We start from the raw sequence: 18511 nt of genomic DNA on the forward strand, positions 1-18511 counted from the left end.
GGCTGGAAAAGCTTGTCCCGCTTGCGACTTTTGCTATCGTTTTTATAGCATCTGACGAGGTGGAACAAATTGGCACTTCGCTTTGGAAGGTAGTACTTGGTGCTTACCAGCAACAGCCAAACGCCAAACTTGTGTAACACTAAGATACTCGATTGCACTGTTCTGCACGTCTAGTTGTTACTGGGCGTAGCGGACATTTTCACCGTCATCGGAGCTTGTTTTGAATACCTCGTATCGCAGCGTCTGGAACCATGCTCTCGGCGCATGGGTTGCCGTTTCTGAAGTCACACGTTCGCGCGGAAAGCGCTCTGGGTCGGTGGTTGCGATCGCTGCCGCAACGTTTGTAGGTTTCTTCGCTGCTACGGGCGCCTCGGCACAGTCGCATGACTATGGCAATGGCCCGTATGGCACCGTTATCAACACGGCCCCGGCCCCGGCTACGATTTCTCTAAATACCAACCTTGGCATCGATGCAAGCCAAACAGCCGACATCAATGGTGCAGGCGGGATTATCAAAACGGGCGTGGGTCGCTTGGCTCTGAGCAGCACGACAAGCAACTACACCGGCGCGACAACGATCAATGCGGGCATTCTGGCCATTTCAAACGATCTGGCATTGGGAAACGCGGCTAACGGCCTGCAACTCAACGGTGGAACACTCCAGTTCGGGGCCGGAAACGTCACGAGCGCGCGGGCCATAACCGTATCGGCTAGCGGTGGCTCGATTGACGTCAACGACGCCTTCGCAAATGTCCTGAGCGGTGGCTTCGCCGGCAGCGGTGCACTGGCGCTGGTCAACCTCGGGACCAGCCCGAGCGAAACGACGCGACTGACGCTGGCAGGCAGCAGCGCGGGGTTCACCGGAACTACCCAAGTCGGCCGCAACGATGTGCCAAATGTCCCTGCTTCGGGCCGCATCAACGTCGCAATCACGAGTGACGGCGCCCTCGGAACGGGCGGCAACGTGGTCAACATCTACAACAACGGCGAACTCGATTTCACGGGCACGGGCGTTACCGCCGGCAACTTGCACATCAACACGCTGAGAAGTACCGATACGCTGGGAACGAACTCCGGCGTGACGTTCGCTGCCGGCGCGTCGGCTGGCAATGCCACCATCGGCATCAGTGCTGCGGGCGCTTTGATCGACTTTCTAACCGGTACGACGGCGGCAACATCGACCCTTAACAATAGCGGCGGCGGTCGAATCTATTTCGAGGGCAACAGCACGGGCGGCACTGCAACGATCAACAACACCGACGGTCGGCTGTATCTCCTGGGCACGGTAGATCTGAGCGGTGCCAAGGTGAACAACGCCGTCGCCGGAACGGTCTATATCAGCGACTCCACCACCGGCGTTGCGATTGGCAGGCTGTCAGGCGCCGGCAACGTGGTCTTGGGCGGAAAAGCGTTGACGGTCGGCGGGGCCAGCATTTTGGGTGACAGCGACACCATCAGCGGCGTCATTTCTGACTTGGGCAAGCAGTTCAAGGACCTCAATGGCAACGGCTACAACAACGCCGCTACTGCGGCCGGCGGTTCAGTCGTCAAAGTCGGCGCCGGAACGCTGGCGGTGACCGGCACAAACACCTATTCGGGCGGTACCGGCATCACTGCGGGAACCCTGGCGTTCAATAACGCGCAAGCCTTGGGCACTGGCGCGGTCGTCATGACCGGTGGTGAATTGCTGGCGACAAACGACGTGGCGTTCGGCAGTGCCTTGCAGAGCATCACTTTCAACGGATCGGCCACCGTGGCCGCAGCGACAGGCAAGACGTTTACTTTCACGGCTGGCATCACCAACAAGGCATCGGTCGCGACCTTCGGCAACGCGACCGACAACGGCGTGGTGCTGTTCACGCCCGCGTCTGTCACGACGACCAACGTGGCGAGCCTGAACGTGGCCGGCGGCACGCTGCGCGCCGGCGACGCCACCGGCCTCAACGCCCTGACCTCGATCAATGCATCGACGACAGTCGCCAAGGGCGCCACGCTCGATCTCAACAGTTTCAACACGAGCGTTGCCAACCTGCAAGGTGCTGGAACGGTACTGACGGGTACGGACGCGTCGAAGGCGCTTACGGTCAATGCCGGCAACTTCGCTGGCTCGATTCAGGGCGCAGACAGCCTCATCAAGAACACTGTCGGCACCCTCGTCCTGTCGGGCGTCAACACGTACGGCGGCGCGACCACGGTCAACGCGGGCGTCTTGCGCGCCGGTGCCGCCAATGTGCTGCCGGTCGGCACGGCGCTCACCGTTGCAAATGCTGCCACCTTCGACCTGAATGGCCAGGCGCAGACCATCGGTTCCCTGGCCGGCGTCGCCGGCAGCGCTGTCACGCTCGGCAGTGCAACGCTCACGACCGGTGGCAACAACGCGAGCACGGCCTTCGACGGTGTGGTCTCGGGCACCGGCTCGCTGGTGAAGACGGGCACGGGCACCTTCACGCTTGGCGGTGCTAACAGCTATGCCGGTGCCACCAACGTGAATGCCGGAACTCTTCAGGCCAGTGCGGCCAACGTGCTGCCATCCAATACGGCCGTGACCGTGGCCAACGGCGCTACGCTCGCACTCGCCAACCAGGCGCAGACCATCGGCTCGCTGGCCGGCGCAGGCGCCGTGACGCTCGGCTCTGCCGCACTGACCACCGGCGGCGCGAATACCAGCACGGCCTTCACTGGCGCGATCTTTGGCAGCGGCTCGCTGATAAAGACAGGCACCGGCGTCTTCGCCGTCTCAGGTGCCAACACGTACACCGGCACCACCACCGTGGCCCAGGGCACGCTCTCGGCGACCGCAGCCAATGGCCTCAGCGCCGCCTCGGCCCACACAGTCGCCTCTGGCGCCACCCTGGCGCTCAACGGCAACAGCCAGACCGTCGCCTCGCTCACCAACTCCGGCATCGTCTCGATCGTCGGCACCACCCCCGGCACCACGCTGACGGTGAACGGCGCGTACGTGGGCAACGGCGGTACGCTGGCGCTGGGCACCCTGCTCGGCGCCAACGGCACCTCCGACCGCCTGGTGTTGAACGGCGCGGGCGCCAGCGCCTCGGGCTCGACCAACGTCGCCATCACCAACTTCGGCGGCCTGGGCGCACTGACCACCGGCAACGGCATCGAAGTCGTGACCGCACAAGGCGGCGCCACCAGCACCAAGACCGCCTTCGCACTCGCCGGCGGCCACGTCGATGCCGGCGCTTTCCAGTACCGTTTGTACGCAGCCGATGCGGCCGGCAATGGCAGCAGTTTCTTTTTGCGTTCGCAGGACACCACGCAGGTCGCGCCCGTTACCCCAGGCACGCCCGTCACGCCGACCTTCCCGACGCTGAGCGTCCCGAGCTACCGCGCCGAAGTGCCGGTGTATTCGGCAATGGGCAATGTGCTGCGCCAGGACGACCTCGCGATGCTCGGCAACCTGCATCGCCGCATGGGCGACGAAGCCAACGTTGCGACCGCACCGGCCAGTGGCATGGCCGGTGATTCGGGCTGGGGCAGCGGCAACCGCCGTGCCTGGGGCCGCGTCTTCGGCGGCACCACTACCATCGCGCAGAGCGGTACCGTGGGCACCGACACCCGCGCCAGCACGACCGGCTTCCAGACCGGTGTCGATCTCTTCGCCAACGACCGCTGGAACGCCGGCGTCTACATCGGCGCCCTGCGCACCGATGCCAACGTCAACGGCAACTTCGGCCTGGGTGGCCTGAGCGGCTATGCCGGCAGCTTCCGCGCCGACAGCCAGTACCTGGCGGGCTACGCGACGTACCAGATCCCGCAAGGCATGTACGCCGACTTCGTGTTGCAGTACGGCCGCCAGGACGTGACCGCCGATGCGCTGTTCAAGCCGAGCGCCAAGACCAAGGGCGACAGCCTTTTGGCCTCGGCTGAAGTCGGCCAGCGCTTTGCGATTGGCAATGGCTGGGCGATCGAACCCCAGGCCCAGTTGGTGTATCACCGCCTGAACCTGGACAACACCGGCATCACCGGCTTCACCAACGTGCAGCAAAACCCGGACAGCCAGATCCTCGGCCGCATCGGCGTGCGCTTTGCGGGCGACATGATGACGTCAATGGGTCGCTTCCAACCGTACGCACGGGTGAACCTGTGGCACGGATTCGGTGGTACCGACACGGCGACTTTCGTCGGACTGGCAGGTGCGACCACGATCTCCAGCCGCATCGGCTACACGTCGACCGAATTGGCTGTCGGCGCCACGCTGTCGGTCACCAAGTCGGTGAGCCTGTACGGCGAAGTGGGCAAGCTGTTTCACTCCGGTGGCAGCGATGCGCGGGTGAAGACTTCGGTGCAGGGATCGCTGGGTGTGAAGTTCGCGTTCTAACTGGCTAGCTTGCAAGGACACCGGCGAACATGCCGGTGTCGACATTGCCGCCGGTGAGCGCAATGCCCACCGTCCTGCCGCGCCAGCGGTCCTGCTGTTGCAGGGCCGCTGCCAGCGCCGCAGCACCGGCACCCTCGGCCACGTTGTGCGTATCAATAAATAGCGCACGCATGGCTTCGGCGACTTCGTCGTCACTCACCGCAATCACATCGTCGGCTTCGCGTTGGATGACCTGAAGTGCCTCGGGCACGGGCGTTCGGCAGGCCATGCCGTCAGCCAGTCGCGTGCTGACAGGCGCCTCCATCATCCGTCCTGCCTTGAAGGAATCGCGGTAGGCCGTGGCGTGCGACGACACCACGCCGATGATTTGCGTCGACACGCCGCAATGCGCGCGCGCCACGGCGGCGGCTGCAAAGCCGGAACCGAGCCCGATCGGGACGAACAGCACGTCGGGTGGCGTATCGCGCAAGGCATCGAAGAATTCGACATACGCCGTAGCGACGCCGCGCACCAGATCGCGATGAAACGACGGCACGCGGTGCAGGCCGTCGCGCGTGGCCAGCATGCCGGCGTGCTCGCTGGCCTCCTGAAAATCGTTGCCGTGTTCGATCAGCGTGACGCCGAGCGCGCGCATGGCAGCGTTCTTTTCGACCGAGTTGCCGTGCGGCACGACGATGGTGGCGGCAAGCCCGTGGCGCCGTGCAGCGAAGCCGACCGACTGGCCGTGGTTGCCGCGGGTCGCACTGATCACATGGCGCACGGTGGGTTGTTGCCGCGCCAGCATCTCGAAGTAAGTGAGGCCGCCACGGATCTTGAAGGCGCCGACCGGCGTGTGGTTCTCGTGCTTGACCCACACCGTGGCGCCGAGCCGTGTGGACAACAGCGGCCACGCGTATTGCGGTGTCGGCGGCATGGCGGCGTACACCGTGCGTTGTGCGGCTTCGATTTCTTCGCGGTCGAACAGCATGGGTGCGGGTGCGGGTGCGGATGCGGATGCGGATGCGGGCGTGTTCTCCGACAAAAGCACGGCGGTCATTTGCGCTCCGTCAGCGCGATGCGCACTGCGATGGCCGCGAGCACGGTGCCCATCACGTAGCGCTGCGTACGCAGCCAGCCGGTGCTCTGCGACAGCAGTGCCGTGATGCCCGCCGCACCGAACACCAGCGTCGCATTGACGACCGCGCTGCCTGCGATCTGCACCGCACCCAGCATCGCGCTCTGCAGCAGCACCGAGCCATGCTCCGGGTGAATGAATTGCGGAAAGAACGAAAGGTAGAACATCGCCACCTTCGGGTTCAGCAGGTTGGTCAGGAAGCCCATGCGAAAGAGCTTGCCCGGCCGGTCTGCCGGCAGTGCGCGCGGCTCGAATGGCGCTGTGCCGCCGGGCTTCACCGCCTGCCATGCGAGCCAAAGCAGGTAAGCCGCGCCGATCAGGCGTATCGCATCGAAGGCCAGCGGCACGGCGAGCAACAGCGCCGTCAGCCCGAGCGCCGCGGCGACCAGATGCACCAGAAACGCCAGCAACACGCCCGCCAGCGAGACGAACCCCGCGCGCCGCCCCTGCACCAGCGTGCGCGAGACGCAATAGATCATGTTCGGCCCCGGGGTCAGCGCCAGCAGCAGCGAGGCGATGGCGAACCAGGTGAGTTCGGCGACGGAAAGCATGGTCAGAGTCCTTTGGATTCGAGCGTGACGGGGCCGCGCGGTGTGTCGAGCACAGCGACGAGGTTCGGTGCGCCGGCAAGCACGTTCATGTCGACGAGGCCGATGGCTGTCAGCGCGGTTGCAAGGTCGTCGGCGCGCGGGTGTGTCAGATGCATCGAACGCAGCGAGATGCCCGAAGTTGGCAGGCTCTCGACCGGGTGCACGGCGCCCCACTGGATCAACGTCGGCAGCGCGCCGTAGAAAAGGCGCTGGCCGTCGTCGCGCACGGTGATTTGCCATTCGAGGCGGCCGGCGGCCGTGTCGCGTGCGGCTTCGATCAAGGGGCCGCGATCGATGTGTGCGTGGTGGCGCGACAGCGCCTCCAGCGAGGCGCGCGCATCGGCCACGCGGGCGACGAAATGGATCAGGTGCGGACCGTGGCGTGCGAGGCCCGCCTGCAGCACCGCATCGTCGAAGTCGAACCAGCGGCGCAATCCGGCTGCGCGCGTCGGCGTCGTTTTGCGATTGATCGCGATGATCTCTAAGTAGCTCTGCGGAAACGCATCGCTCGAAATGGCGAGCAAGCGGTTGTGCGTGCCCATCATCGGATGCGGTCCGCCTGTCGAGGGCGTGACGCCGAGCGTGGCCTCGCACCAGGCCACGCCTTCGTCCAGCGAGGCCGCAGCGATGACGAGGTGGTCGAGGCGGGCTGGCATCGCTACAACGTGACCGTGCCGTCGATGCAGGTGACCGAATCGCCACCGATCCAGATCGTGCCGTCGGCGTCGCGCTCGACGGTCACGCGGCCGTCGCGGCCCAGCGTCTGGCCTTGTGCGACGAGGTAGCGGGCCGGCAGGTGGTCGTCGGCAATCAGCCATTCGGCGAGACCGGCGTTCAAGCTGCCGGTGACCGGGTCTTCCTCGATGCCCATGTTGGCAGCGAACGCGCGGACTTCCAGGTCGGCCGCGATCGGGGCGATGGGCTTCACGCTGGCTTTGTCCGCACTGCCGAAGGCGCGCGCCTCGCGGTTCGATCGACCGATAAGCGCGCCGTTCGAAGCCGGCGCAGGAACGCCGGCGACGCCGACCGCCTGTCCCAGTTCCTTGAGCGCGCGATGGTCCGGCGTCAGCGCGAGCACCGTGTCCGCATCGTTCAGCAGCAGCCCGAGCCACACCGGCCCGTTGTCGAGCAGTTGGGCCGACAGAATCTGATGCGCCTTCAGTCCGAGCGCACTCGCCACCTTGGCCAGCAAGGTGGGGCTCGGCGCACTGCGCTTGAGCTTGGGCGCCGCGAAGGCAAGCCGATCGCCGTTGGCGCCGGCTTCGCGCCGCACCGTGACCAGCCCGGCGGCGCATTGCTGCACCACGCGGCCTTCGGATCTCGGTCGACCGCCGGCCTCCAGCCAGGCATGGCAACTGCCCAGCGTGGGATGGCCCGCAAAGGGCATCTCGCCGCCGGGCGTGAAGATGCGCACGCGGTAGTCGGCGGCATCGTCGGTCGGCGGTAGCACGAAGGTCGTTTCCGACAGATTGGTCCAGTGCGCGAAGCGTTGCAGCTCGGCGTCGTCGAGGTCGGTGCCATCGAGCACCACGGCCAGCGGGTTGCCGCGGTACCGCACGGCGGTGAACACGTCGACTTGTTTGAACGCACGGGTTTTCATTTGTCGTCTATTCCAGTGCGAGGTCGAGCACGCCGCGCGCGCCCACGCGTGCCGACACGTCGGCGAACCAGCGCTCGAGGTTCGGCCAGGCCGGTCGCGTGTACTCGGTGACGGGCAAGCCGAACCAGCGATGCGTCTCGCAACCGATCGGGATGTCGGCCATGGTGAAGCGGTCGCCCGCCATGTAGGCCCGGTCCGCCAGATGCGTGTCGAGCATCGCGAGCAGCGGCTCGGTCGCATTCACCGAGCGGGCGATCACGGCGGCGTCGCGTTCGTCCGGCGCCTTGCGAATCCACTGCACGAACGCGCCACCGCTGACCGCGTTGAGGGCGGTCTGCTGCCAGTCCATCCAGCGCTCGGCATCGAAGCGTTCGCCCAGCAAGTCGGGATAGAGCTTGCCGAGCGAGTGCTTCGCGCACAGGTAGCGCACGATGACGTTCGACTCCCACAACACCACGCGCTCGGTGCCCTCGCCGTCGTCGATCACCGGCACCATCGCGTTCGGATTGAGCGCCAGGTACTCGCGTGTTTGCACCACGCCGAAGCGGCCGCCGGCTTCGGTGCGCTGGAAGTCGAGCCCGAGCTCCTGCGCGCACCAGACGACCTTGCGCACGTTGAGTGAACTGATGCGGCCCCAGATGTTGAGCATGGTTCGGTTCTTAGGTTTCTGTTTCAGTCGTTCAGGTCGAGGCCAGCTCGCGCTCGACCTTGGCCGCGGCGTTGTGCGCCAGCTGTTCGCGCAGCGTCGCTGCGAGCGCAGCGATGGCGATGTCGATTTCTTCGACGCTGGCCGTCACGAACGACAGTCGAAGCGTGCGCGGATCGCCTTCTCCAGCGAAGAACGGCGCACCCGGCACGAAAGCCACGCCGCGCGCGACCGCCTTCGGCAGCAGCGCCACGGTGTCGATGCCCTCAGGCATGCGCGCCCACAGGAACATGCCGCCGACCGGCGTGTTGAACTCGACGTCGAGTCCCTTCATCTCGCGGCGCAGGGCAGCGATCATCGCGTCGCGCTGGCGCTTGTACAGGGCGCGGATCGTCGGCACGTGGCGGTCCAGAAAGTTGTCTTTCATGACCGACGACACCATGCGCTGCGTGAAGATCGGCGTGTGCAGATCGACCGCCTGCTTGGCCTGCAAAAGCTTGGGGTAAATCGCTTTGGGCGCGACCAGGAAGCCTAGGCGGAGTCCCGGTGCCAATACCTTGGAGAACGAGCCGAGGTAGATGCAGCCTTCCGGGTTGCGCGAGGTGAGCGAGAGCGGCGGCGGCGCGTCGAACCACAGGTCGCCGTAGGGGTTGTCTTCGACGATGGGCAGGCCTGCCTTGGCTGCGGCGGCCGACACGGCGGCGCGCCGCGCCTCGGTCCAGGTGCGGCCGGTAGGGTTCTGAAAATTGGGCAGCAGATAGACAAAGCGCGCGTCTTTGGCCTTGGCCAGCAGGTCGTCGACAAGCACGCCGTCGTTGTCGCTCGCCACGCTCACCGGCACCGGCTCCATCGGGCCGAAAGCTTGCAGCGCGCCGAGGTAGGTCGGGGTTTCGACAAGCACCTTGCTGCCCGGATCGATCAGCACCTTGGCGACCAGGTCGAGTCCTTGCTGCGAACCGGTGGTGATGAGCACCAGCGAAGGATCGACGTTCCACGGCAGCATGTCGGCCACGGCTTGCCGCAGCGGCCCATAGCCTTCGCTCGCCGCGTACTGCAAGGCTGCCTGACCATCGGTGTGCAGCACTTCGGCGCAAGCGTCGGCGAACTCCTGGATGGGAAATGTCTTGGGTGAGGGCAGGCCGCCCGCCAGGCTGATGATGCCGGGCTGTTCGGCGACCTTCAGAATTTCCCGCAACACCGAGGGATTCATCTTTTCGGCCCGTGCGGCCAGTTTCCAGTCCATGCTTTTTCCTTGATTGCCTGATGAGCGGGTGATTTTTGGTAGCCGTCGATTTTCAACGGAGCGTGTCGATCGCGGGGGTGGCAACCGTCGGCATCGCGCGCGGCTGCGACAGCTTCTTGCCGATGACCACGGTCGCGACCACCGCGACCGCGAAGCCCAGTGTGACGACGTCGAGCGGTTCGCCCAGCAGCGGGATCGACGCGAGGATCGACAGAAACGGTTGCAACAGTTGGGCCTGGCTCACGCGCAGTGCACCGCCGAGCGCCAGGCCGCGATACCAGGCGAAGAAGCCCATCCACATCGAGAACACGCCGACGTAGACGAAGCCGATCCACGCCGACACCGCGATGGCCTGTGCCGGCCACAAGACGAGCGTCGCCGGCAAGGTGAAGGGCAGCGCCATCACGCAGACCCAGCAGATCACGCGCTCGGCACCGAGCGACGGCGTGACCTGCGCGCCGTAGATATAGCCGAATGACGCCGCGATCACCGCGCCGACCAGCAACAGGTCGGCCCATTCGAACCCGAACCCGCCGCCGTGCCGGCTGGCGCGCAGCATCGAAAACGCAACCACGAGCAGGCTGCCGACCACGGCGCACACCCAGAAGCCGAGCCGCGCGCGCTGATGCAACACCCAAGCTGCAACGGCGGCAGTGACAAGCGGCAGCAGCGCCGTGATGACAGCCGCGTGGCTCGCGGTGACGACGCGCAACGCATACCCGAGCAACAAGGGATAGCCGACCGCGTTGCCCAGCACGGCGATGCCGAGCGGCTTCCATTGATGACGTTGCGGCCGCGGCGATCGCGTCGCCAGCAAGAAAACGACGGAGAGCGCGCCGGCCAGCGCCGCGCGGCCGACGGTGACGAACCACGGCGACAGCTGCGGCGCTGCCTGCGTACCCGTCGCCAGCCGCGTCATCGGCAGCGTGACGGCGAAGATGGCGACGCCTAATACGCCGAGCCACATACCCAGCGTTTCGTCCTTGAGCTGCAAGCCCTTCATACGCCCACCATCCACCAAGCCGTGAGCACCAGCACGGCGGCCATGCCGCGGTTGAACCACAACAGGCGCTTCCCCTTGGTAAGCCAGCTGCGCAGCACGGCGCCGACCACCGCGTAGGCCAGGTTGCTGGCAAAGGCATAGAACAGCATGACCGGCGCGACGATGGCGAAGCGGCCCAGCGCATCGGGCTGCCCGGCGATCCAGCCCGCCACCAGCGTGAGTGCCAGCAGCCAGGCCTTGATGTTGATGAACTGCAGCATCACGCCCTGGACGAAGCCGACCGACAGCTGCGCCTCGTCGGCGCTGCCGAGCGTTGCACTGCGGCTCAGCTTCCAGGCGAGCCACAACAAATAGGCAATGCCGAGTGCCTTGATGACCAGGCGCAGCGCGGGCACCGCAACCACCAGTGAACCGATGCCTGCAGCGCAGAGCATCAGCAACAAAGTCCAACCCACGGGCACGGCGACGATGAAACGCATCGCGCGCTTCAGACCGCCGTTGGCCGCGAGCGCGGTCGACAGCGTCGTGTTCGGCCCCGGCGAAAAACTCATCGCCGTAGCCAACACCAACAGCGCGGTGAATTCTTGCCAGTCCATGGAACAGACTCTAAACTCTTGACCATTACAGTACCGACACAGATCGTCGGACAAGAGTCTCGTCTGTATTGGCCGGCCCTTCGGTACAGAGGTGAAAAACGGGACACAGACGGACACGCATGCTGACACGTACTTCTACCCAATCGCTCACCGAACAGCTCGCCGGACGCTTTGCCGAGCGCATCCGAAACCGGCTGCTGGCGCCAGGCGCGCGTTTGCCCTCGGTGCGCGAATGCGCGCGGCAGCAAGGCGTGAGCCCGCACACCGTGGTGGCGGCGTATGACCAGTTGCTGGCGCAAGGCTTGGTGGAGGCCCGCAAGCAGCGCGGCTTTTACGTGCGCGATTCAGCGCCGACGCAATCGCAGGACGCCCGTGCGGGCGGGGAGGCAAGCGCTGTGCTGAAGCCGTTGCCTATTTCCGGTGTGCCGGCCGACGCAAGCTCGTTGATTCGCGGCATGTTCCATCGGCAGAGCGACAAGCCGCAACCGGGCATGGGCGTTTTTCCGCCGGACTGGATGGAGTCGACCTTCATGCCGGCTTCGGTGCGGCGGTTGACCAGTACGAGCGCGTTGCAAGAGTTGTCTTTGCAGTACGGCGAGCCGGCCGGCGACTCGGCGCTTCGGCGCAGCCTTTCGCAAAAGCTCGCCAGCATCAACGTGCCGGCGTCGCCCGACCAGATCATCACGACCATCGGCGCCACGCACGCGCTCGACATCGTGAGCCGCACGCTGCTGCGTGCAGGCGATCCTGTGATGGTCGAAGAGCCGGGTTGGGCAATTGAATTTGCACGGTTGGAATCGCTCGGCATGCGCATCCTGCCTGTGCCGCGCCGTGCCGATGGGCCCGATCTCGAAGTGATGGCGCGGTACTGCCAAGCGCATCAGCCGAAGCTTTTTGTCAGCGTAAGCGTGCTGCACAACCCGACCGGCTACAGCCTGACGCCGGGCAGCGCGCACCGTGTGCTGAAGCTTGCCAATCAGCACGACTTTCATATCGTCGAAGACGACACTTACAGCCATCTCGCGCCTGAGCATGCGACGCGCCTGAGCGCGCTCGACGGCCTGCAGCGCACGATCTACGTGAGCGGCTTCGCGAAGATTCTGGCGCCCAACTGGCGCATCGGTTTTCTGGCGGCGCCTCCCGATGTGTTCAGCCGCTTGCTCGAAACCAAACTGCTCACGACTCTCACGACGCCCGCGTTGTTCGAGCGGGCGCTGGCGTGGTGCATCGACCAGGGGCAGTTGCGCCGGCACGCCGACCGCATCCGCATTCGGCTCGACGGCGCGCGTGCCCGCAGCGTCAAGCTCGCGCTGGCGCACGACTGCAGCTTCGTATCGGAGCCCGCGGGGTTGTTCGGTTGGGTGGATACCGGCGTAGACACCGATGCGCTCACGCAGCGCATGCTCGACGAAGGCTATCTGCTGGCGCCGGGTTCGTTGTTCCATGCAAGGCGGCCGCCATCGACGCTGATGCGCATCAACTTTGCGACCGCGCAGGACGCGACTTTCTGGAAGACTTTTGCCCGGGTTCGCGATGTGATGTGATGTGATGGGCTGGCTGCGGCGTTCAGCGCTCAGGTCGTCGGGCAGTCGATCACCTTGAACTCCACGCGCCGGTCGAGCACATCACGCGCATCGTCAGTGCCGAGTCCGGAGATCGGCTCACGCGAGCCCTTGCCAACGGCGACGGTTCGCCTGGCCGTTCCGGGCAGGCCGTTATCGAGGCGTTGAGTGATGTATTGCGCCCGCACCAATGACAATCGGTCGTTCAACGGTTCTGGCCCGGTGCGGCTGGTGTGGCCCGACACTTCCATGCACGCGTTGGCTACCCCGGTGCGCGCACCGATCTGCTTCAGCCAGACCTGGTACTGCGTGTTGATCTGTTGATCATTCACGAACAGCGTCGAGCCGGGCCTGAACAAAAACTTTACCGCGATTCGTTTTTGCGCGATGCCGTAGTCGACGATCTTGCCGAAGGCCTGCGCTGCATCGTCCTTGCGGCCGAGCTTGAGACTGGACAGATAGACGCCGTTGTAAACACGCAGCTGGTCGCCGCCGGCCGAGCGCGCAATGCCGCGATACAGGTCGAGCGCGTCGTCGTAGCGGCCCGCGTTGTAGCTGTTCATCGCGTCGTTGATCATCGCGGCGGCGACGATCTTGTCCCAATACGCCGGGTTGATCGGATCGCCGACCTTGGTGCCTTGGCAGGTCTTCACATAGCCATCGGTGGCGCCGTCAGGCACCCATGCTGGACTGTCCTGATAAAAGGCGATGGGCGTCGAGTCGACGCTGTCTGGCCGGGCGCGACCGAGGCCCTTGGAGACGATCTTGCCGCTCTGCAAGTCGACCAGCGCAAGGCACACGCGGTACCACTCGCGCGGACCCGGCGCATTGCCGCCGGCCTTGTCGACCGCGGTCACCGTGCCGATGAAAAGCAGCGGTGACCGCGTCAATGCCGTGGTCGTGAAAGGCTGCAGGTCGTAACGCGGAAAGTTCGCGCGCAGCATCGAGCCGATGCGTTGCTCCATCGCTTGGGTCGACACAGACTGGGCACCGGTGTTGCCGTCGATCAGCGGGTCGATCACCAGCGGCAACCTGCGGGTGCCGTCGGGCAACACCGCCTTGCCGAAGAGGTTGGTGGCGGCAAAGCTTACGGCGTCGTCGAACGCCATGATGGGTGGCGGGGGTGGTGCCGCAGTGACCGCGGCCGGCGATGGCGGGCTGGCGCTGGTTTGCGCAGATGCTGTCGCCGCTGTCGCCGCCGCTGCAGCAGCGGGTGGCGAAGCGGCAGCGGCAGGTTGCTGCGTGCCGCATGCGGTCAGGGTCACGCTGGCAAGCAGGGCAAGCGGTCCGGCCATCATCGCAAAGACCAATGCGGAAGATTTCATCGAGCGATCATCCGGTCTCGCTCATGGACGGACAACAGGCCGTTTGGCCGAGTCGACTCAGCCAATCGACCACCAACCTCGCCGTCCGCTTGCCGCCCACCGGCTGCTCAGAGCAGCTTGTCGGGCGCCAGCGGGCCGAAGAGCTTGAGCAGTAAACGCAGGCTGGCGCTGGTATCGGGCTCAGTCGTCGTGTCTTGCAACCCGCTGCCTTTCGGGGCTCGCCAGATGAGCTTGCCGTCTGCAAGTTCGACGTGCCAGGCACCTTCGTTCAGTGCAGCCTCGATCTGCCCGGTCGCGATACGTGAAAGCTCGTTGCTGCGGATGAGCAGCGCGACCTCGGTGTTTTGCAGTTGTGAGCGAAGGTCGAGATTCATGGAGCCGACCACCAGCAGGCGACCGTCCAGCACCAGCACTTTGGAATGGAGCATGGCTTTGGATTCGCCCGTCACGCTCGCGCCGGATGCGCCTAAGGCGCTGCCGAAGTCGGCCTGGCCGCTTCGCAACTCATACAGCTCGACGCCCATCGTCAGCATCTCTTCGCGATGCCGCGCGTAGCCGACGTGGGCGACAGGCGCATCGTTGGACGCGAGTGAATTGGTGAGCACGCGGACGCGCACGCCGCGCGCCCGGGCCGCGGCAAACGCCTGCTTCATATCATCGCCCGGCACGAAATACGGCGAGATGATCAGCAGATCGCGGCGCGATTGGCCGATCAACTGGAGCAAACCTTCGACGACGGTGTCGCTTCCGGCGGCAAGGTCTGCAGCCGCATCGAGGGCCCGGTTGGCCGGGAGATTTTGCGTGCCGTTCTGCTGACTGATGACCAGGGCCGGCGCCCGCCCGTCGCCGGCGTTGGGGCTACTTTTGTCCGGCGGAATCTTGCCAGGCTGGTCTGCCAGTACGACGGCAGGCGCCCAGACGAAAGCGGCGGTGGCGAGGTCGATCGGCTTTTCGTCCCATGCGTGCGAGCGTTGTTCGGGCGTCGGACCGTCGTCGGTGCGTGTTGCAGGCGAGGTTGATGCTGTTGCGCTGGCTCCCTCGCGCGCCGCGGCGGTGGCATTTGCCTCGTCGGAACTTCGTTTTTGGCTGGCGGCATCGGCATCGCGGGAGCGCTCCCGAATTTGGGCGAGCTCCGCTTGCGACACCAAAGACTCGACAGGATAGGAACGTTCGTTGTTCCAGTAGGTGTCGAAGCTCCTGGACAAGTCGCGCACGATGGGACCGGCTGCGAGCACGTCGAGGTCGACGAAGTTGCCGACGGTGGAGTTGCCGAAGTACGCGTCGCCTAAATTGCGACCTCCGGCCACACCCATGGCGTTGTCGGCGATGAAGAGCTTGTTATGCATGCGCTGCTGTACACGCGACGCTTCGCCCAGCGAGTTGGCCATGCGAGAAAGAGCTGAGCTGCGGTCGCCGGCCAAAGGGTTGAACATTCGCATCTCGATGTTTTTCTCGAAGGCCAACCGCAGCACGAGCGCATCGCGTCCGGTGCTGTGAAAGTCGTCGATCAGGATGCGTACGCGCACGCCACGTGCCGCCGCATCACGTACACCAGAGAGCAGCCGGCCGGTGCTGGCATCGGCGTGGATGGCGTAGTACTGGAGGTCGAGCGTCTTTTGCGCAGATTCGACCAGCGCGAGTCGACTGCCGTAGGCCGCCTGTGGGCCGTCGAGTAAAACGAAGCCGGAGTCGAACCGGGCCGAGGCGGCGTCATGCCGCCGCTGGACGAGTATGGCAAGCGCGGTATCCCCTGCCGATACCAATGCAGTCGACACCGGCCGTTCGACATTTTTGGGCAACTGTGCGCAGGCCGAAATGAGCAGCGCCGCGGCCACTGCGGCACACCAGCGCTGCATGGTTTTGATCGGATGCTGCGGGGCACTGGACAAGGACATGCTGAGATGGCGTGGTGTTAGGCGCGTGTTGTTAGGTGCGGGTGTATAACGCAGTCGCCGACGCTGACGCGTCGGACAACCCAGGCGAACCGCTGCAGCTTGTCGCCCGCGATTGCTAACGCGTAGCGCCGAGCTCTTCCTGGCGCTCGAGCGCGACCAGCAACTCTTCGTCGATCTGCAAATGGCGCTCGCCCAGTTCGGCTGCGCGCGAGGCTTCGCTCGAATAGATCGCGCCGCCGTCGACTGCCAGCATTTCTGCAATCCGCTTTTGTTCGTCCTCGAGCGCTGTGATCTGTGTCGGTAGCGCTTCCAGCTCCCGCTGTTCTTTGTAGCTCAGCTTCTTGCGCGTGACGACGCGCGCTGGCGCGGCTTCGGCTTTGGGCGCAGCGGCCGCTGCTGCAGGCGCGGCAGCCGGTGCTGCTGCGGCGCGCTGTTCGGCGATCTCTCGTGCGCGCTTCGACTGAATCATCCAGTCTCGGACGCTGCCCTCGTACTCGCGCCAATGGCCGTCGCCTTCGAAAGCGATCGTGCTGGTGACGACGTTGTCGAGGAAGGTCCGGTCGTGGCTCACAAGGAAGACCGTGCCGTCGTAGTCCTGCAGCAGACTTTCAAGCAGTTCGAGCGTGTCGATGTCCAGGTCGTTGGTTGGCTCATCGAGTACGAGCACGTTGGCTGGCCGCGCGAACAGGCGTGCCAGGAGCAGGCGATTTCGTTCACCGCCGCTGAGCGACCGAACGGGTGAATTTCTGCGGGCCGGCGAGAACAGGAAGTCGGCCAGGTAGCTTTTGACGTGCTTGCGCTGGTTGCCGATTTCGATCCACTCGCTGCCGGGGCTGATGAAATCCTCGAGCGTGGCGTCGAGATCGAGCTTGTCGCGCATTTGGTCGAAGTACGCGACCTGCAAATTGGTGCCACGGCGAATCTTTCCGCTGTCGGGCTCGAGTTCGCCCAGGATCAGCTTGAGCAGAGTGGTTTTGCCGGCGCCGTTTGGGCCCATCAATCCCACTTTGTCGCCACGCAGGATCGTGCCGGTGAAGTTGCGGATGACAGTCTTAGGACCGAACGACTTTGACGCTTCTGTGAGCTCGGCCACGATCTTTCCGCTCGACTGCCCCGATGCAACATCCATGTTGACGCTGCCCTGCACATCGCGGCGCGCGGTGCGGTTGTCGCGAAGCGCCTCGAGTCGGCTGATTCGGCTTTGGCTTCGGGTACGGCGTGCTTCTACGCCTTTGCGAATCCAGATCTCTTCCTGAGCGAGCAGCTTGTCGGCCTTGGCGCTGATCACCGCCTCCTGAGCGAGTTGCTCCTCCTTCTGTATGAGGTACTGCTCGAAATTGCCCGGATAAGAGCCAAGCTTGCCCCGGTCCAGCTCGATGATGCGAGTGGCAACACGATTCAGAAAGCTGCGGTCGTGCGTGATAGTCACGACGCTGCCTTTGAAGTCGATCAATAGCTGCTCGAGCCATTCGATTGAATCGAGGTCAAGGTGATTGGTGGGTTCGTCTAGCAGCAAGACGTCGGGTGATGCCACGAGCGCTTGTGCCAGGGCGACCCGCTTGCGCGTACCGCCCGAAAGGGATCCGACGCGGGCGTTGCGGTCCAGGTGCAGCCGGTGCAACGTTTCTTCTACGCGCTGCTCCCAGTTCCAGGCGTCGAAAGCTTCGATCTTCGACTGGAGCGCATCGAGATCCAGCCCGTCCGCACCTGATAGGTAGAGGTCTCGAACTGCGATAACTTCGGCGAGGCCGGCACTCGCGGCTGTGAAGACATCCGCATCCATGTCCAGTAACGGTTCCTGCGCCACGTACGAGATCCGAAGGTTCTGCTGGAGCTGCAGCGTTCCGTCGTCTTGCTTTTCAAGGCCGGCCAAGATCTTGAGGAGCGAAGACTTGCCCGTGCCATTGCGGCCGATCAGGCCGATTCGCTCGGATTCGAGGAGAGAGAAGTCCGCATGATCGAGCAGCGGAACGTGACCGTACGCGAGTTGTGCGTCGAGGAGAGTGATGAGTGCCATGTGGCACGGATTATCGGAGGCGAGACTGTCTCTTCACTTGCGGCACGCGGTGCATAGTTCGAAACGACGCTGTAGTTCGCCCTCTGTTTGCTGCCCTCCTTGCGCGAGCATCGAGATTTTTTATACTCGATGGCCTGACGTAATCTGTTTGGCGTCTTGGCGGACAGATAGGTGACATGAAACGCGGGCCACTTAAAGAAAAGCCGCAGAAGTTGACGGAGCTGCAAAAACCACGTCATAATCGAAGGCTGCACTGAACGCGACGGAAATAAAAGTTCTGATTGAACTTTCTTACAAGTCGAAGAAGGTAAAGGCCCCAGAGGTTGACAGGTTTCAAGTAAACAGGTCATAATCGAAGGCTTCGCTTAATGCGAAATGTTTTTGAAGCCCTTTCCGGAATTCAACTGCAAATCAAAATAAGCGAAAAAGAAAGTTGACAAGCTTTTAAAATACATGTTAGAATCTAAGGCTGGGCTGATCACAGCAAAGCGAGTTACTCGGCAGAAGATGTTGAGTAAACAGTTCGTTAAAAATTTACAGCCGATAAGCGTGGGCGTTTGAAGGCTAATTGCCAAGTTCTT

The 18511-nt window shown here is 64.2% G+C and carries 14 protein-coding genes; 2 read left to right on the plus strand and 12 right to left on the minus strand.

The window, feature by feature from the left end:
• Window positions 1-220: 220 nt before the first annotated feature.
• Complete coding sequence (locus QN397_RS16155) at window positions 221-4339, plus strand: autotransporter outer membrane beta-barrel domain-containing protein (RefSeq protein WP_416352334.1); 4119 nt, start codon at window positions 221-223, stop codon at window positions 4337-4339.
• A gap of 4 nt (window positions 4340-4343) precedes the next feature.
• Here QN397_RS16155 and QN397_RS16160 read toward each other — a convergent pair whose 3' ends face one another.
• The 8 genes from QN397_RS16160 to QN397_RS16195 all read right to left on the minus strand — a co-directional run bounded on the left by QN397_RS16160 (window position 4344) and on the right by QN397_RS16195 (window position 11131).
• Complete coding sequence (locus tag QN397_RS16160) at window positions 4344-5306, minus strand: threonine dehydratase (protein WP_323498413.1); 963 nt, start codon at window positions 5304-5306, stop codon at window positions 4344-4346.
• Window positions 5307-5371: 65 nt separating this feature from the next.
• Entirely contained in the window at window positions 5372-6004 is a 633-nt protein-coding gene (locus tag QN397_RS16165) for a LysE family translocator (protein WP_323498396.1), read from the minus strand.
• Window positions 6005-6006: 2 nt separating this feature from the next.
• Window positions 6007-6699 carry a VOC family protein gene (locus QN397_RS16170; protein WP_323498398.1) on the minus strand — a complete coding sequence of 231 codons (693 nt, stop codon included), beginning with the start codon at window positions 6697-6699 and terminating at the stop codon, window positions 6007-6009.
• Window positions 6700-6701: 2 nt separating this feature from the next.
• Window positions 6702-7643: a PhzF family phenazine biosynthesis protein gene (locus tag QN397_RS16175; protein WP_323498399.1), complete on the minus strand. Its 942-nt coding sequence runs from the start codon at window positions 7641-7643 to the stop codon at window positions 6702-6704.
• Window positions 7644-7650: 7 nt separating this feature from the next.
• Entirely contained in the window at window positions 7651-8292 is a 642-nt protein-coding gene (locus QN397_RS16180; protein WP_323498401.1) for a glutathione S-transferase, read from the minus strand.
• 31 nt (window positions 8293-8323) lie between these two features.
• Entirely contained in the window at window positions 8324-9532 is a 1209-nt protein-coding gene (locus tag QN397_RS16185; protein ID WP_323498402.1) for a PLP-dependent aminotransferase family protein, read from the minus strand.
• A gap of 52 nt (window positions 9533-9584) precedes the next feature.
• Window positions 9585-10535 (minus strand): DMT family transporter, encoded by a 951-nt coding sequence (locus QN397_RS16190; protein ID WP_323498403.1) that lies wholly within the window; start codon window positions 10533-10535, stop codon window positions 9585-9587.
• Window positions 10532-11131: a LysE family translocator gene (locus QN397_RS16195; RefSeq protein ID WP_323498404.1), complete on the minus strand. Its 600-nt coding sequence runs from the start codon at window positions 11129-11131 to the stop codon at window positions 10532-10534. Before QN397_RS16195 ends, QN397_RS16190 begins: the two co-directional genes overlap by 4 nt.
• A gap of 119 nt (window positions 11132-11250) precedes the next feature.
• Between QN397_RS16195 and QN397_RS16200 the strand changes: the two genes are divergently transcribed.
• Window positions 11251-12675, plus strand: coding sequence for a PLP-dependent aminotransferase family protein (locus QN397_RS16200; RefSeq protein ID WP_323498405.1), 1425 nt, complete (start codon window positions 11251-11253; stop codon window positions 12673-12675).
• A gap of 29 nt (window positions 12676-12704) precedes the next feature.
• Here QN397_RS16200 and QN397_RS16205 read toward each other — a convergent pair whose 3' ends face one another.
• The 4 genes from QN397_RS16205 to QN397_RS16220 all read right to left on the minus strand — a co-directional run.
• Complete coding sequence (locus tag QN397_RS16205) at window positions 12705-14018, minus strand: OmpA family protein (RefSeq protein WP_323498406.1); 1314 nt, start codon at window positions 14016-14018, stop codon at window positions 12705-12707.
• Window positions 14019-14125: 107 nt separating this feature from the next.
• The gene (locus QN397_RS16210; RefSeq protein WP_416352215.1) at window positions 14126-15913 is read right to left on the minus strand and encodes a phospholipase D family protein; all 1788 of its coding nucleotides are present in this window, start codon (window positions 15911-15913) and stop codon (window positions 14126-14128) included.
• A 115-nt stretch (window positions 15914-16028) separates the two neighbouring features.
• Window positions 16029-17930, minus strand: a complete 1902-nt coding sequence (locus tag QN397_RS16215) for an ATP-binding cassette domain-containing protein (protein ID WP_323501421.1) — start codon at window positions 17928-17930, stop codon at window positions 16029-16031.
• Window positions 17931-18295: 365 nt separating this feature from the next.
• Window positions 18296-18511 (minus strand): hypothetical protein (locus QN397_RS16220; protein WP_323501422.1); only part of this gene is annotated, 216 nt, incomplete at its 5' end.

The sequence above is a fragment of the Variovorax sp. RTB1 genome, assembly GCF_035018765.1.
Lineage (GTDB): Bacteria > Pseudomonadota > Gammaproteobacteria > Burkholderiales > Burkholderiaceae_C > Variovorax.